This window comes from Nonomuraea indica, from assembly GCF_002850745.1.
Classification (GTDB): Bacteria; Actinomycetota; Actinomycetes; order Streptosporangiales; family Streptosporangiaceae; genus Nonomuraea; species Nonomuraea indica.
The window spans coordinates 252,679-268,217 of sequence record NZ_KZ559473.1; the positions used below are offsets into that span (position 1 = coordinate 252,679).

Consider the following 15,539-nt stretch of genomic DNA (forward strand, 5'->3'; position numbering starts at 1 on the left):
CACGCCGGTAGATTCGGACCTCATGAGCAAGCCACGCGTCGCCGTCGTTTTCGGTGGTCGCAACTCCGAGCACGCCGTGTCCCTGATGGGCGCGGGAAGCGTGCTGGAGGCGATCGACAAGAGCAAGTACGAGGTGATCCCCATCGGGATCGCCCAGGACGGCAGGTGGGTGCTCGCGGCGTCCGGCCAGCGCTTCGCCATCGAGGAGGGCGAGCTGCCCGAGGTCGACACGTCCGGCGCGGCGCTCGCGCTGCCCTCGGGCGAGGGCACGCTGGTCGCCTACGACGCGGGCAGCATCCCGGTCGAGCTGGGCTCGGTGGACGTGGTGTTCCCCGTCATGCACGGGCCGTTCGCCGAGGACGGCACCATCCAGGGACTCCTGGAGATGGCCGGGGTGCGCTACGTCGGCTCCGGCGTGCTGGCCAGCGCGGTCGGCATGGACAAGGCGTACATGAAGACCGTCATGGCGGCGGCCGGGCTGCCCGTCGGACGGCACGTGGTGGTACGCGACCGCGACTGGCGGCTGGACCGCGAACGGGTGCTCAAGGAGGCCGAGGGGCTGGGCTGGCCGGTGTTCGTCAAGCCGGCCCGCGCGGGGTCGTCACAGGGCATCTCCAAGGCGCACGACCGCGCGGCGCTGGAGGAGGCGGTCGAGGTCGCCCGCCGGCACGACCCCAAGGTGCTCATCGAGGCGGCGATCGCCGGGCGGGAGATCGAGTGCGCGGTGCTGGAGTCGTTCGACGACGAGCCGCCCGGCGCGTCGATGCCCGGCGAGGTGAAGATCGAGGGCGGGCAGGAGTTCTTCGACTTCGAGGCCAAGTACTTCCCCGACCAGATGTCGCTCACCGTCCCCGCCGACCTGCCGGCGGAGGTCGCGGAGCAGGTGCGGGCGATGGCGGTGCGGGCGTTCGAGGCGCTGGAGTGCGAGGGGCTGGCCCGGGTCGACTTCTTCTACACGCCCGAGGGGACGCTGGTCCTCAACGAGATCAACACGATGCCGGGGTTCACCTCGCTGTCGGTGGCGCCGCAGCTGTGGGCGGCGTCCGGGCTGTCCTACCCCGACCTGGTCGACCGGCTCGTCCAGCTCGCGTTGCGCCGGTCACCGGGGCTGCGCTGACACCTGGGCGATCGGGTCCGAGAGGTCGGCGAGCACCGCGCCGGCGGTGTGCGTGCCCGCGATGGTCACCTCCACGTAGAGGGGAGCCTGGATCGCGGTGTAGAGGGCCGGCTTGTCGGGGTCGGCGAACCAGCCCACCCCGTTGATCTCGTCCAACCGGTCGGTGGGCGCCATCCGGGGCGGCCGGGGCACGCCGCAGCGCAGCGCGATCTCCGCCTCGCCCCACACGGCGACGTACGGCGACTCGGGCGTGGACCTGGTGCGGTCCGCGCCGTCGAGCGTCCGCGGCAGCCGGGGCGCGAGCCGGTCACAGGCCGCAGCCGCCTCGCCCTGGGGGGCGGGCGGCTCCACATGAACGGCACCGCACCCGGCGAGCACGAGCAGGAGCAGCGGGACGGCAGCGGCACGCATGGGAAAGGGCTACCTTAAATGTGGACGATCGGGCACGTCAGGGTACGTGTGATCCCTTCGACGGCCTGAATCTGGGCGACGACGAGCTTGCCCAGCTCGTCGACGTTGTGGGCCTCAGCGCGGACGATGACGTCATAGGGTCCCGTGACGTCCTCCGCCTGTGTGACCCCCTGGATTCCGGAGATCTCGTGGGCCACGCTCGCGGCCTTGCCCACCTCGGTCTGAATAAGGATGTAGGCCTGCACCATTACGTCCTCCCGGGCGATTGGATCACGCCGAAGGGCCACCGTACCCTGAGAGCGTCAGGAGGTGTGTCATCAGAGTAGGAGATCTAGGCGAATTCGGAGCGGTGGGTCGGATTTCCGGACGTCTGCCCCAGGGAGCGGCTGTCCTGCTTGGCCCCGGCGACGACGCCGCCATGATCGACGCGCCCGACGGGCGTGTCGTGGTGTCAACGGACCTCTTGATTGAGGGTAGGCACTTTCGCCGCGATTGGTCCAGCGGCTACGACGTCGGACGCAAGGCGGCGGCCCAGAACCTCGCCGACGTGGCGGCCATGGGCGCCGTGCCGACCTGTCTCGTGGTCGGGCTGGGAATGCCCGCCGACCTGCCGGTCACCTGGCTCGACGCGTTGACCGACGGGTTCCGCGACGAGTGCGCCGAGGTGGGGGCGAGCGTGGCCGGAGGCGACGTCACCGGGTGCGACCTGGTGGTCCTCGGGGTGACCGCGCTGGGTGACCTGGGCGGCGGCGCGCCGGTGACCCGGTCGGGCGCCCGGCCTGGTCAGGTGGTGGCCGTGGCGGGGCGGCTGGGACACGCCGCCGCGGGGCTCGCGCTGCTGCAGGCGGGGCGGCAGGAGGACGTGCCGGCCTGGGAGGGCACGGCGCTGGCGGAGGCCGTGGCGGCGCACCGGCGCCCGCGTCCGCCGTACCCGTGCGGCCCGGAGGCGGCGCGGCTGGGCGCGGGCGCGATGCTGGACGTGAGTGACGGACTGCTCCAGGACCTCGGCCACGTCGCCAAGGCCAGCGGGGTGCGGATCGAACTGGACCCGGCGGCCTTCGCCGTGGGCGAGCCGGTGGCCGCCGCCGCGAAGGAACTCGGCGCCGATCCGCTCGACTGGGTGCTCACGGGCGGTGAGGATCACGCACTGGCCGCGACGTTCCCGCCGGACGTGGTGCTGCCGCCGTCGTGGCAGGTCGTGGGGCGGGTCGTGGCCGGAGAAGGGGTGCACGTACCGGGTCGGTCGCCGGTTCGAGGCGGTTGGGATCACTTTAAGTAGCACCTTGTCACGAAATGCGTGAAATTTTCCGGATATGAGGTTTGACTCATGGGATTGCTGTGACAAAGGCGTAGCGAAGGTGTTATGAAGATTGGCGGCCATCGGTAACCGGCAGAAAGGGCAGCCATGGGCCGCCACACAGGTGGAGCCGACGACGCGAACGAACGGGGGAACGGCAGATCCGACGACTCTCCGGAGGGGGACCTCGGGATCGACGCCGACCGCGCCGCGCAGTGGGCCGCCGTGCCGGACCCGTCCGCCAAGAGCTCCTTCTGGGACCGGGTGGACGAGCCGCGGGCCGACGCGCCCGGCTGGCCGGAGCTGCCCGACCGGGTGGAGGTGACCGGGCAGTGGGCGCCCATGCCCCAGCGTGACCCCGGTGAGGCGATCCGCCGGTCGCAGTCCGACCCGTTCGAGACGACCGGGGCCTTCGCGCCGCCGCCACGCGCGGACGGCGGCTCCGTGCCGCCGGCCGACCAGCCGTTCGAGACGACGGGCGCCTTCGCGCGGCCGCCGGAGTGGGACGCGCCCGCGCCGGGCGAGGCCCCCGACAGCACCCAGACCTTCGGCCCGCCCGTCTTCGACGCTCCCCGCCAAGCCGATCCCTTCGGCGGCGGCTCCGGCCCGTTCGCGGCCGCCGGACGGCCCGCCGCGCCCGAGCCGTCCGACACGCACGTCTTCGGGCCCTCCACGTCCGCGCAGGGCAGCGGCGCGCTCGGCGACGCCGGGCCGCAGGGTGGGGGCGTGTTCGGTGACGCCTCGCAGCAGGGGGGCGGCGCCTTCGGTGACGCCTCGCAGCGGGATGGCGGCGCGTTCGGCGACGGCGGAGCGCGGTCCGCGTTCGGCGACACCCGGCCGCAGGGGGCCGGGCCCGCCGGTGACGCCACGCAGGCGTTCGGCGCGCCCGGCGACCGCCAGGACCCCTCCGACGGGGGCGAGCGCACGCAGGCGCTCCAGGCCCCCGGCGGCCCGCCCGAGCCGGGCGACGTCAAGGTGTACGGCAGCCCCACGATGGTCGACGCCACGGCCCCCGAATGGTCCGAGCGCGACAACGGCTTCCTCGGCTCCGGCTGGTCGTCCGACGGGCCGGCGGAGGAGGAGCCGGCCGGACGCCGGCGCGGCCGACGCAAGCCGCCTCCCGGCGGTGACGACCTCGACAGGACGGACGTCTCGGGCGGCGGACGCAGAGGACGGCTCGCGCTGCTCTCCGTCGCCGCCGTGGTCGTCGTGCTCGGCGGCACCGTCGCCGGGGTGAAGCTGATGAGCGGCTCCGGCGGGGCCGAACAGTGCCAGGGCGCCACCTGCGCCGCCGTGCAGGGCACCAGCCAGCCCGGGCCGACGGCCGCCTCACCCGTCGACGAGGCCGAAGAACCGGTGGAGGAAGAGGCGGCCGAGGAGGACACCGAGGAGCCCACCGAGAACGCCAAGCCCTCCGACACCCCGACGCCGCGGGCCACGGCCACCGCTCCGGCGCCCCGGCGTACCAGCTCGCCCGAGCCGAAGCCGACCCGGACGAAGAAGGAGCAGGTCCGGCCGTCGGACGAGCCGTCGCCGCCGACCTTCGAGGAGACCAGCCCGAGCGAGACGCCGACCGACGAGGTCACGACGATCATCGATCCCGGCGGCAAGCCGACCGACGGCACGACCGCGGCCCCGCTGCCGACCGGCACCGTCACCCCGCCCCAGGGCGGCGGGCAGACGGTCAACGTCGACTTCGACGTCGTCCGCCAGCGCGTGACCGGCTACACGGCCCGGGTGGCCGTCGTCAACGCGTCCGCGCAGCCGCTGCGGTCGCCGACCCTGTCCCTGCCGGTCGAGGGGCGTGTGCTCGGCGTGAAGGGCGCCGAGTGGTCCCAGGACGGCGACCTGCTGATCATCGACGTGACCGGCTCGCTGGAGGCGGGCGGCTCGGCCGCGATCACCTTCACCGCGACGGGCAAGGGCGCCCAGCCTCCCAACTGCGGGCTGATCGGTGGGGAGTGCGCCGTCAGCTGAGCCGTCCGGCGGGCGTGGTTGGATGAGACCATGACCGCTGTGACCCCTCCCCGCGTGCTCACCGTCGCCGGCTCCGACTCCGGCGGCGGGGCGGGCATCCAGGCCGACCTCAAGACCATGCTCGCGCTCGGCGTGCACGGCATGAGCGTCATCGCCGCGGTGACGGCCCAGAACTCCCTGGGCGTCCAGGGCTACTGGGAGCTGCCGCCCGATGCGGTGCGCGCCCAGCTCGACTCCGTGCTGGGCGACATCGGCGCGCAGGCCGTCAAGACCGGCATGCTGGCCTCGCCCCAGCTCGTCGAGGTCGTGGCCGCCGTCCTGGGCGCGTACGAGGCGCCGGTGGTGGTCGACCCCGTGGGCGTGTCCAAGCACGGTGACCCGCTCCTCGCCCCGGAGGCCGTCGAGACGGTCAAGACGCGGCTGCTGCCCATCGCCACGGTCGTCACCCCCAACCTGTGGGAGGTCGAGCAGCTCACCGGCGTGAAGGTCGAGGACGAGTACGGCCTGCGCCGCGCCGCGGACGCCGTGCTGAAGCTGGGGCCGACGTGGGCACTGATCAAGGGCGGCCACCTGCCGGGTGAGCCGGTCGACCTGCTGACGGACGGCACGAGCGAGCACCGGTTCGCCGCCGAGCGGCTCGACAACCGCCACACCCACGGCACCGGCTGCACGCTCGCCTCGGCCGTCGCGTCGTACCTGGCGCTCGGCGAGGACGTGCCGGCCGCCGTGGGCAGGGCCAAGGAGTACGTGACGGGCGCGATCAGGCGAGGCTTCCCGCTGGGCGAGGGCATCGGCCCGGTGGACCACGCCTGGCGCTGGCGCTGAACCCGCCGGCCCGCCTGCCCCGCCGCACGCGGTGCGCGGCCGTACGGCGGCGCCTGGCCCGCCGCCGCGTCCGGCCGTCGACGCGGCACACCGGCGGTCACCCGTGTGGTGGCTGCCCCTCCGTCACGGTGTTGCCGCTCTGCCGGTCACACAAGTGTGGCGGGCCCTCGCCGGTCACGGGTGTTGCCGCTCTGCCGGTCAAGCAGGTGAGGTGCCTCGCCGGACGCACGCGTGGAGCCTCGCCTGTCACGAGTGCGGTGCCCTGCCGTCACGGTGGTGCGCTTCGCCCGGTCAGGGGCGCGCGAGGGGCGGAGGGCCGAGGCACGGCGAAGGCCCGCCGCCCGTGGGTCACGGGTGGCGGGCCTTCGCGGAAGTCGAACTAGCGGGTGACCTTACCCGCCTTGATGCACGAGGTGCAGACGTTGAGCTTCTTCGGCGTGCCGCCGACGACCGCGCGAACCGTCTGAATGTTGGGGTTCCAACGACGGCGGGTGCGGCGGTGGGAGTGGGACACGTTGTTGCCGAAGATCGGCCCCTTGCGGCAGACATCGCAGACGGCAGCCACGGTATCGCTCCTTTTTACAGTCGATGTAGCCCAGTCCGCTTGATGCTGTCGGGCGGAGGGCATGCCGGGACAACCGGCTAGCCAGACGAGGATATCCGATCCGCACCACCGGGGCGAACTCGAGCACTGGACTCGGACGGATGCGGAGATATTCTCCTGGTCTAAGGTAGCGCACCCGGGAGGTTCGAACGTCGCTCATGGAGGTCCTCGACCCGCCCGGAGTACGCCGCTGGATACGTCTGGCCGCCGACGCGCTGGGGCGGGCCCGCGCCGAGATCGACGCGCTCAACGTCTTCCCCGTCGCCGACGGCGACACCGGCACCAACCTCCATCTCACCCTGCTGTCCGCCGCCGAGGCCGTCGAGGCGCTGCCCGACGACGTGGAGGCGCGGGTGGTGTGGCAGACGCTCTCGTACGGCGCGCTGGTCGGCGCCCGGGGCAACTCCGGGGTCATCGTCAGCCAGGCGCTGCGCGGGCTCGCCGACGTCCTGAAGGACGGCCCCGACCTGCGCGCCGGGCTGGCCAGGGCGGCGTCGCTGGCCAGGGAGGCGGTGGCCCGGCCGGTCGAGGGCACGGTGCTGAGCGTGCTCGGCGCGGTGGCGCGGGCCGTGCAGGACTGTGACGGCGGGCTGGCGGAGGTCGCCCGGCGGGCGGCGGGCGCGGCGCGCTCGGCGTTGCGGCGCACCCCCGAGCAGCTCGACGTGCTGGCGCGCAGCGGCGTCGTGGACGCGGGCGGCGCCGGGCTCGCCATCATCCTGGAGTCCCTGGTGGCCGTGGTCACCGGCGCCACCAGCGAACGCTTCGAGGTGCCGGCGCCGACCGGCCGCGTGACGCCGATGAGCGAGTCGGGCGCCGGGTACGAGGTGATGTACCTGCTCGACGCCGACGACGCGGCCGTGGCGCGGCTGCGCCGGGAACTGGACGCGATGGGCGACTCGCTGGTCGTGGTGGGCGGCGACGGGCTGTGGAACGTGCACGTCCACGTGGACGAGGCCGGTCCGGCCGTCGAGGCGGCCCTGCGGGCGGGCCGCCCGCACCGCATCCGCATCACGTACCTGGCCGAACGGACCCATCGCGGCGGCGAGGGCAGGGGAGTGGTGGCGGTCGCGGCGGGCGACGGCATCGCGGCGCTGTTCGAGGAGTGCGGCGCGGTCGTCGTGCGGCGGGCGCCCGGCACCCGCCCCTCCCTGCCCGACATGCTGGCCGCGATCAGGAAGGCGGGCGGCGAGGTCGCCGTGCTCCCCAACGACGAGGGCGCCAGGGCGGTCGCGGTCGCGGCGGCGGAGATCGCCCGCGAGGACGGGGCCGTGGTCAGCGTGCTGCCGACCAGGGCCACCGTGCAGGGGCTCGCGGCGCTGGCCGTCCACGACCCGCTGCGCCGCTTCGACGACGACGTGGTCGCGATGACCGACGCGGCCGGGCACACCCGGCACGGGCACGTCGTGGTGGCCGACAGGGACGGCGTCACGAGCGCCGGGCCGTGCCGTCCCGGCGACGTGCTGGGGTTGATCGACGGCGACGTCGCGGTGATCGGCGGGCGGGTCGACGAGGTGACCGAGACGGTGGTCGACCGGATGCTGGCGGGCGGCGGAGAGCTGGTGACGCTGGTGACGGGGGTGGACGCGCCGGCGGAGCTGGCCGTACGGCTCGAACGCCACCTGGGCGGGACGCGGCCGGACGCCGACCTCGTGGTGTACGACGGCGAGCAGGGCGGCTACCCGGTGCTCATCGGCGTCGAGTGAGGCGAGACGCGCGGCGGGGGGACAGGGCGGTGCGCTCCGGCGTGAGCCGGGCGGTGCGCTCAGGCGGGGGGACGGTGCGGTGCGCTCAGGCGGGGGGACGGTGCGGTGCGCTCCGGTGTGAGCCGGGGCGGCGCGCGTGGTTCCTGTCGGTCACAGGCGGTAGAACATAGAGCCGTGAGCCGTTTCGACGAGCCGCTGACCAAGGCGCTCGACCCGAAGACCGCCAAGCTGCTGCACAGTGTGCTCGGCCTGGAGACGGTCGGCGACCTGCTGCGCCACTACCCACGCCGCTACGCCGAGCGCGGCGAGCTGACCTCGCTCGACGCCCTTGAGGTGGACGAGCACGTCACCGTGGTGGGCGAGGTCAGCAGGCTCATGCGCAAGCCCATGCGCAACCGCGGCGGCACCTGGCTGGAGGTCGAGGTCGTCGACGGCGCCCGCAACAAGATCTATCTGTCCTTCTTCGGCAAGGGCTCCCACGTGGCCGAGTCGCGGCTGAAGACCGGGCGGCGCGGCATGTTCGCCGGCAAGGTGGGCCTGTTCGGCTCGCGTTCCCACCCCCGCTGGCAGCTGTCGCATCCCGAGTTCGAGCTGTTCGAGGAGAGCGAGGCCAGCGCCGAGGAGTTCTCGGCCGCGCCGGTGCCGATCTATCCCGCGGGCAAGGACCTCACGCCGTGGGTGATCCGGCGGGCGGTCGGCGTGGTGCTCGACACGCTCGGGCCGCTGCACGACCCTCTCCCCGACGACCTGCGCAGGCGCCACGGCCTTCAGGACCTCGGCGAGGCGCTGGTCGCGATCCACCGGCCGAAGGACTTCGCCGACGTGCACCGCGCCAGGCAGCGGCTGAAGTTCGACGAGGCGTTCGTGCTCCAGGCCGTGCTGCTGCAGCGCAGGCAGGCGGCGGTCGCCTGGCCCGCCAAGGCGCGCCCGCGCCGCGCCGACGGGCTGCTGGCCGACTTCGACGCCCGCCTGCCGTTCGCGCTCACCGAGGGGCAGGCGCTCGTCGGCGAGGAGATCGCCGCCGACCTCGGCCGCGAGCACCCCATGCACCGGCTGCTGCAGGGCGAGGTGGGCGCGGGCAAGACCGTGGTCGCGCTGCGGGCGATGCTGCAGGTGGTCGACGCCGGCGGTCAGGCCGTGCTGCTGGCTCCCACCGAGGTGCTCGCCCAGCAGCACCACCGCTCGATCACCGCCATGCTGGGCGACCTGGCGCAGGGCGGCATGTTCGGCGGCACCGCCGTCACGCTGCTCACCGGCTCGATGGGGGCCGCCGCCCGCCGCGCCGCCCTGCTCGACGCGGCCTCCGGCACGGCCGGCATCGTGGTGGGCACCCACGCCCTGCTGCAGGAGCACGTCCAGTTCGCCGACCTGGGCCTCGTCGTGGTCGACGAGCAGCACCGCTTCGGCGTCGAGCAGCGCGACGCCCTGCGCGAGAAGGCCGGGGGCGGCCGGCCCCACGTGCTCGTCATGACCGCCACGCCGATCCCGCGCACGGTCGCCATGACCGTCTTCGGCGACCTGGAGGTCTCCACCCTGTCGCAACTCCCTTCCGGCCGTGCTCCGATCACCACCCACGTGGTTCCCGCCGCGGACAAGCCCCACTACCTGGAGCGCACGTGGGAGCGGGTGCGCGAGGAGGTGGGGCTCGGCCGGCAGGCCTACGTCGTCTGCCCCCGCATCGGCGACCTGGAGGGCGACGAGGGCGACCTGGGAGCGTCCGCCGACCAGCCGCCCGGTGACGACGAGCGCCGGCCGCCGCTGGCCGTCCTCGACGTCGCCGAGCTGCTGGGCGAGGGTCCGCTGCACGGCCTGCGTCTCGGCGTGCTGCACGGCAAGCTGCCGCCGGAGGAGAAGGACGCGGTCATGCGCGCGTTCACCAAGGGCGAGCTCGACGTGCTGGTGGCGACGACCGTGATCGAGGTCGGCGTCGACGTCCCCAACTCCTCCGTCATGGTCATCATGGACGCCGACCGGTTCGGCGTCTCCCAGCTCCACCAGCTTCGCGGCCGGGTCGGCCGGGGCGGGCTGCCCGGGCTGTGCCTGCTGGTGTCCGACTTCCCCGAGGGCACCCCGGCGCGGGCCCGCCTCGACGCGGTGGCCTCGACGCTCGACGGGTTCGAGCTGTCCCGGGTCGACCTGGAGCAGCGGCGCGAGGGCGACGTGCTCGGCGCCGCCCAGTCGGGCAAGCGGTCGTCGCTCAAGCTGCTGCAGCTGCTGCGTGACGAGGACGTGATCGAGGCCGCCCGGGAGGAGGCGGCGCGGCTGCTGGCCGACGATCCGGAGCTGGTGGCGTACGAGGGGCTGCGCGCCGAGATCGACCGGCTGCTGGCGGACGAGCGGGCCGAATACCTGGAGAAGACCTGACGCAGGTGGGCCGGGCGTGGCGGGGGTCGGCCTGTGGCCGGTGTGAAAAGGCGTTGGGCCCAGCCTTGGGGACGGCCTCCCCCCGAATGCCGTCCCCGGCTGGGCCCACCCCCCCGGGTCAGGTGCCGAGGGAACCGGCGTGCGGAAGGGCTCACGACCACGCCGGTCGGCCTTCTTATGGGTCACCTCGAAGGCCGCAGACTCATCATGCGTGGCAGGCCGGGCGTTGTGAATCACCCTTGCGCTGTCGAGGCCGACACTTGTCCACTCTTGACCTGCGTCGACATGCGGGACAATGGCCCTCATGACTCGGATCATCGCGGGCGTCGCGGGTGGACGCCGCCTGGTCGTGCCGCCGGGCCGCGGCACCAGGCCGACCAGTGACAGGGCGCGAGAAGGGATCTTCTTGACGCTCGACTCCCTGTACGGGCTGGCGGGCGCGCGGGTGATGGACCTGTACGCGGGTTCGGGGGCGGTCGGGCTGGAGGCGCTGTCGCGGGGGGCCGCCCATGCGCTGCTCGTCGAGTCGGATCCCAAGGCGGTCCGCACGATCAGGGCGAACGCCCGCTCGCTGGGGCTGGAGGGGGCCCAGGTGGTGGCGGACAAGGTGGAGCGCCTGCTGGCCAGGGGCCCCGGTGGCGACCGGCCCCACTCCCCGCCCGGTGCCGAGGGCATGGCGGACGAGGGCCGGAGCGGCGGGGACGGGGGGCCGTACGACATCGTGTTCGCCGATCCGCCCTATGCCGTCCCGGAGGAGGAGGTCGTCCGGGTGCTGGAGTCGCTGCGGGACCACGGGTGGCTGGTAGATGGCGGTTTGGTGGCGTTCGAACGGGAGACGCGGGGAAAGGCCCTGATGTGGCCTGAGGGCTACGTTGAGGAGAGGGTCCGTCGTTATGGCGAAGCGTCCGTTTGGTACGGTCGCGCCGCCGGGAACCCGTAGACCTGCCCGAAGAACTGGGAGGCGTCTTGCGCCGCGTTGTCTGCCCGGGGTCGTTCGACCCCATCACGAACGGTCACCTCGACATCATCGGCCGGGCCGCCCGGCTGTACGACGAGGTCACCGTGGCCGTGCTCATCAACCTGGAGAAGAGCAGCCTGTTCACGGTCGACGAGAGGATCGACATCCTGCACACCGTGACCAAGGAGTTCGCGAACGTCAAGGTGCGCAAGTTCCACGGCCTGCTGGTCGACTTCTGCAAGCAGAACGACATCCCGGCCATCGTCAAGGGCATCAGGGTCGTCAGCGACTTCGACTACGAGCTGCAGATGGCCCAGCTCAACTACCGCCTCTCGGGCGTGGAGACGCTGTTCATGCCGACGAACCCGGAATACTCGTTCCTGTCGTCCAGCCGGGTCAAGGAGATCGCGAAGTACGGCGGCGACGTGTCGGGCCTGGTGCCGGACCTCGTGCACAAGCTCCTCGCCGAGCGGCTCAGGGGCTGAGCGGCACCTGCTATCCTTTCATTTCGGCCTTGTACGACGGCGACTATTCCGCCATGCCTAGCGAGAGCAGGATGACTCAGCACCTCGACCCCCGCTCCCCTTGGGTGATCTCCACTCACGACCTGGGAAAGCGGCCGGGCACGATGCGGCGGTTGACCCTGACCCTCCCGGCCCCGGCGGATCTCGGCGTCGACATGATCGGCGTTCCCAAGGACGCCGAAGTCGAGCTGGACCTCCGGCTCGAAGCAGTGATGGAAGGCGTGCTCGTCTCGGGCACGGCGCAGGCCCCGCTCGCCGGGGAGTGCGCGCGGTGCCTCGATCCGGTGTCCTCGGACATCGAGGTCGATCTCCAGGAGCTGTTCTTCTACTCCGACGAGGACGCCTCGGAGGACGACTCGCTGCTCGACGGGGAGCTGCTCGACCTCGAGCCGACGTTCCGCGACGCGGTGGTGCTCGCACTGCCGTTGAGCCCCGTCTGCCGTGACGACTGCGAGGGGCTCTGCGTGGAGTGCGGGATCAAGCTGGCCGAGGCCGGCGCCGATCACCGGCACGAGAAGATCGACGCTCGATGGGCGTCGTTGCAAGGTCTGGTTACCGAGAACGATAACGATCAGGAGAAGTGACGTGGCCGTCCCGAAGCGAAAGATGTCGCGGAGCAACACCCGCGCCCGTCGCTCCCAGTGGAAGACGACTGCTGTCGCCCTGGTGAGCTGCCCGCAGTGCCGTTCGCCCAAGCAGCCGCACATCGCGTGCCCCACCTGCGGCACCTACAACCGCCGTCAGGTCGTCGAGCCGTCTGCCTGATCCCGCGTAGTTGACGTGTTGCCGACCGGGTGCCATTGTGCCCCGGTCGGCGTTAACGTCTAGATGCGTGCGGAAGCGGTTCGCCCGCGGTCGTGGTGGACGCCGGGGCTCAGTCCCCCCGACGCCCACCACGTTTTCGGGCATCTCCGCGGCCGTCGCGCCCTGTGAAGATGTCCGAGGAGGAAAGCCGTGGGCGCAGGTCCCAAGCCGGTGGCCGTGGAGGTCGCCAGGGAAGAGCTCGATCGGGTGCTGTCGGTCAGTCTCGACCCCGACATCCTGGAGCGGGCGCTCACGCACCGCTCGTACGCGTACGAGAACGGCGGCCTGCCGACCAACGAGCGCCTGGAGTTCCTGGGCGACTCGGTGCTGGGCCTGGTGGTCACCGACACTCTCTACCGCAACCACCCTGACCTGCCCGAGGGCCAGCTGGCCAAGCTGCGGGCCGCGGTGGTCAACATGCGGGCCCTGGCCGATGTGGCCAGGGGCCTCGGGCTGGGCCGCTTCCTGCGGCTGGGCCGGGGCGAGGAGGGCACCGGCGGTCGCGACAAGTCGTCGATCCTGGCCGACACGCTGGAGGCGCTGATCGGCGCCGTCTACGTCGACAAGGGCCTCGACGAGGCGTTCCGCGTGGTGCACCTGCTGTTCGACCCGCTGATCGTCCGCTCGGCCTCGCTCGGCGCCGGGCTCGACTGGAAGACCTCGCTGCAGGAGCTCACCGCCTCCGAGGCGCTCGGCGTGCCCGAATACCACGTCGAGGAGAGCGGCCCCGACCACGCCAAGTCGTTCACCGCCGAGGTGCGGGTGGGCGGCGAGCCCTACGGCTCGGGCAGCGGCCGCAGCAAGAAGGAGGCCGAGCAGCAGGCGGCCGAGGCGGCCTGGACCCGCATCCGGGCCCGCCGCGAGCAGCGCGAGAGCCAGCCGGCGGGCTGAGGTGCCTGAGCTGCCTGAGGTCGAGGTCGTCCGGCGGGGGTTGGCGCAGTGGGTGGCCGGCCGGGAGATCGTCTCGGCCGAGGTGCTGCACCCGCGGGCGGTGCGCCGTCATCTCGCGGGGGCCGACGACTTCGTCGCCCGGGTCAAGGGCCGGATCGTGATCTCCGCCGAACGTCGCGGCAAATACCTGTGGCTCCCGCTTTCGGGCGCCGAGGAGGCGCTGCTCGCCCATCTGGGGATGAGCGGCCAGCTGCTCGTGGTGGAGCCGGGCTCGCCCCCGGACAAGCACCTGCGCGTCCGGCTGGGCTTCGGCGACGGAGGTTCCGAGCTGCGGTTCGTCGACCAGCGGACGTTCGGCCATGTCATGCTCAGCCCGCTGCTCGACGGCGTTCCCTCGCCGATCGCGCACATCGCCCCCGACCCGTTCGAGGCGTCCTTCGACGACGACCGCTTCGCCGCCGCGCTGCGCCGCAGGCGGACCGAGGTCAAGCGGGCCCTCCTGGACCAGTCGCTGATCAGCGGCGTCGGCAACATCTACGCCGACGAGGCGCTCTGGCTGGCCAGGCTGCACTGGGCCCGCCCGACCCAGACGCTCACCCGGCCCAAGATCGCCGAGCTGCTGGCGGCCGTCCGCGAGGTGATGACCGCGGCCCTGCACCAGGGCGGCACGTCGTTCGACAGCCTCTACGTGAACGTCAACGGCGAGAGCGGCTACTTCGAGCGCTCCCTGGAGGTCTACGGCCGGCGCGACCGCCCCTGCTCGCGCTGCGGCACACCGATCATGCGCGAGGCGTTCATGAACCGCTCGTCGTTCTCCTGCCCGCGATGCCAGCGACGCCCGCGCTGACCAGGGCGAGACCCGCGCCGAGCCACAGCGCGGCGGAGACCGAGACGCCGTCCACCGCCAGCCCGCCGGTCAGCGCGCCGAACGCGATGGCCGCGTTGAAGACTGCGGTCAACATGGCCGTGCCGGCCTCGCCGCCGCCCGCCCTGACGAGCCAGATCTGCAGCGTCACCGACACGCCGCCGTAGGCGACGCCCCACAGCAGGAGCAGCGCGGCCGCCGCGCCGGGGCCCGCAGCACCCACCGGCGGCAGGGCGGCGGTGGCCGCGCCGATCAGCACGGCGAGGGTGACGAGCACGGCCGCGGGCCGTCGCGCCGCGCGGGCGCCGGCGGCGAAGTTGCCGAGGACGCCGGCCAGGCCGTACCCGAGCAGGATCGCGCCGACTCCCGCCGCGCCCGTGCCCGCCACCTGCTCCAGGAACGGCCGGACGTAGGTGTAGGCCGCGAAGTGGCCGGTCACCACGAGCGCCGTGACGATCAGGACGGTCCGGAGCGGGCCGGACCGCCACACCCGCCACAGGTCGGACACGCGGCCGGCCCGCTCGGCGGGCAGGGGCGGCAGCAGCCGGGCCAGCGCCACGCACGTGACCGCCGCCAGCAGCGCGACGGCGACGAACGCCGCCCGCCACCCGGCGGACGTGGAGACGAGCGTTCCGGCGGGCACGCCCAGCACGGACGCCACCGCGATCCCCGACGCGATCACCGCCGTCGCCCTGCCGACGAGGGGACCGGGCACCAGCCGTGCCGCCATGGCGAGCGCGAACGCCCAGAAGCCGCCGATGCTCACCCCGGTCAGCACCCGGGCCCCCAGCAGCACCGGGTGGACGGGTGCCACCGCGGCCAGCAGGTTGGCCGCCGCGAGCAGCGCCATCAGCCCGCACAGCACGGTCCGCCGGTCGAGGCGCCGCGCGCCGACCGTCAGCAGCGGCGCGGAGACGGCGGCGACCAGGCCGGGAGCGGTCATCGTGAGCCCGGCGACGCCCTCCGACACCTTCAGCTCGGTCCCGATCGAGGTGAGCAGCCCGACCGGCAGCATCTCGCTGGTGACGACGGTGAACGTGCCCACCGCGACCGTGGTCACGGCGAGCCAGGCGGCCCGGACGCCCTGGGGCGTGGTGCTGGTGGTGGTCCTGGTGATGGTCATGCTCATCAGCGTCGGGCTGTGGCGCGGAGGGAACAATGACGGGACGCTCAGGTTTGGTTTAGTGAGGCTAAGGGGT

General features: G+C 73.0%; 16 protein-coding genes. 12 read left to right on the forward strand and 4 right to left on the reverse strand.

All coding sequences use genetic code 11. The annotated features are described in order from the left end of the window. Window positions 1-22 precede the first annotated feature (22 nt). Window positions 23-1,117: a D-alanine--D-alanine ligase family protein gene (locus CXR44_RS21775; RefSeq protein ID WP_101787929.1), complete on the forward strand. Its 1,095-nt coding sequence runs from the start codon at window positions 23-25 to the stop codon at window positions 1,115-1,117. Here CXR44_RS21775 and CXR44_RS21780 read toward each other — a convergent pair. Both CXR44_RS21780 and CXR44_RS21785 read right to left on the reverse strand, forming a co-directional pair. Then, a complete protein-coding gene (locus CXR44_RS21780) occupies window positions 1,100-1,528 on the reverse strand; it encodes a DUF3515 family protein (protein WP_101787930.1) in 429 nt (142 codons plus the stop codon). The two genes, CXR44_RS21775 and CXR44_RS21780, sit on opposite strands and share 18 nt — an antisense overlap. Before the next feature lie 14 nt (window positions 1,529-1,542). Continuing rightward, a complete protein-coding gene (locus tag CXR44_RS21785) occupies window positions 1,543-1,776 on the reverse strand; it encodes an Lrp/AsnC family transcriptional regulator (RefSeq protein WP_101787931.1) in 234 nt (77 codons plus the stop codon). A gap of 68 nt (window positions 1,777-1,844) precedes the next feature. On the opposite strand from CXR44_RS21785, the gene CXR44_RS21790 reads away from it, so the two are divergent. The 3 genes from CXR44_RS21790 to thiD all read left to right on the forward strand — a co-directional run bounded on the left by CXR44_RS21790 (window position 1,845) and on the right by thiD (window position 5,627). Next, window positions 1,845-2,807 carry a thiamine-phosphate kinase gene (locus CXR44_RS21790; protein WP_101788060.1) on the forward strand — a complete coding sequence of 321 codons (963 nt, stop codon included), beginning with the start codon at window positions 1,845-1,847 and terminating at the stop codon, window positions 2,805-2,807. A 126-nt stretch (window positions 2,808-2,933) separates the two neighbouring features. Further along, window positions 2,934-4,802 carry a hypothetical protein gene (locus tag CXR44_RS21795; RefSeq protein WP_101787932.1) on the forward strand — a complete coding sequence of 623 codons (1,869 nt, stop codon included), beginning with the start codon at window positions 2,934-2,936 and terminating at the stop codon, window positions 4,800-4,802. Window positions 4,803-4,832: 30 nt separating this feature from the next. Beyond that, window positions 4,833-5,627, forward strand: a complete 795-nt coding sequence (gene thiD / locus CXR44_RS21800) for a bifunctional hydroxymethylpyrimidine kinase/phosphomethylpyrimidine kinase (protein ID WP_101787933.1) — start codon at window positions 4,833-4,835, stop codon at window positions 5,625-5,627. A 379-nt stretch (window positions 5,628-6,006) separates the two neighbouring features. Here thiD and rpmB read toward each other — a convergent pair whose 3' ends face one another. Next, window positions 6,007-6,192: a 50S ribosomal protein L28 gene (gene rpmB, locus CXR44_RS21805; protein ID WP_101787934.1), complete on the reverse strand. Its 186-nt coding sequence runs from the start codon at window positions 6,190-6,192 to the stop codon at window positions 6,007-6,009. A 197-nt stretch (window positions 6,193-6,389) separates the two neighbouring features. On the opposite strand from rpmB, the gene CXR44_RS21810 reads away from it, so the two are divergent. From CXR44_RS21810 to mutM, 8 genes are all read left to right on the forward strand, one after another. Next, window positions 6,390-7,934, forward strand: a complete 1,545-nt coding sequence (locus CXR44_RS21810) for a DAK2 domain-containing protein (protein WP_101787935.1) — start codon at window positions 6,390-6,392, stop codon at window positions 7,932-7,934. Window positions 7,935-8,108: 174 nt separating this feature from the next. Next, window positions 8,109-10,298: an ATP-dependent DNA helicase RecG gene (gene recG / locus CXR44_RS21815; RefSeq protein ID WP_101787936.1), complete on the forward strand. Its 2,190-nt coding sequence runs from the start codon at window positions 8,109-8,111 to the stop codon at window positions 10,296-10,298. 304 nt (window positions 10,299-10,602) lie between these two features. Next, the gene (locus tag CXR44_RS21820; protein WP_101788061.1) at window positions 10,603-11,238 is read left to right on the forward strand and encodes an RsmD family RNA methyltransferase; all 636 of its coding nucleotides are present in this window, start codon (window positions 10,603-10,605) and stop codon (window positions 11,236-11,238) included. A gap of 26 nt (window positions 11,239-11,264) precedes the next feature. Further along, window positions 11,265-11,741, forward strand: coding sequence for a pantetheine-phosphate adenylyltransferase (gene coaD / locus CXR44_RS21825; RefSeq protein ID WP_101787937.1), 477 nt, complete (start codon window positions 11,265-11,267; stop codon window positions 11,739-11,741). A 53-nt stretch (window positions 11,742-11,794) separates the two neighbouring features. Beyond that, window positions 11,795-12,364: a YceD family protein gene (locus tag CXR44_RS21830; protein ID WP_101788062.1), complete on the forward strand. Its 570-nt coding sequence runs from the start codon at window positions 11,795-11,797 to the stop codon at window positions 12,362-12,364. A gap of 1 nt (window position 12,365) precedes the next feature. Then, window positions 12,366-12,545 (forward strand): 50S ribosomal protein L32, encoded by a 180-nt coding sequence (gene rpmF / locus CXR44_RS21835; protein WP_082535183.1) that lies wholly within the window; start codon window positions 12,366-12,368, stop codon window positions 12,543-12,545. Between the two features lie 210 nt (window positions 12,546-12,755). Continuing rightward, the gene (gene rnc / locus CXR44_RS21840; protein WP_101788063.1) at window positions 12,756-13,475 is read left to right on the forward strand and encodes a ribonuclease III; all 720 of its coding nucleotides are present in this window, start codon (window positions 12,756-12,758) and stop codon (window positions 13,473-13,475) included. Window position 13,476: 1 nt separating this feature from the next. Continuing rightward, the gene (mutM, locus tag CXR44_RS21845) at window positions 13,477-14,322 is read left to right on the forward strand and encodes a bifunctional DNA-formamidopyrimidine glycosylase/DNA-(apurinic or apyrimidinic site) lyase (protein ID WP_101787938.1); all 846 of its coding nucleotides are present in this window, start codon (window positions 13,477-13,479) and stop codon (window positions 14,320-14,322) included. On the opposite strand, the gene CXR44_RS21850 is transcribed toward mutM, so the two are convergent. Next, entirely contained in the window at window positions 14,270-15,463 is a 1,194-nt protein-coding gene (locus tag CXR44_RS21850) for an MFS transporter (protein WP_101787939.1), read from the reverse strand. The two genes, mutM and CXR44_RS21850, sit on opposite strands and share 53 nt — an antisense overlap. Window positions 15,464-15,539: the final 76 nt, after the last annotated feature.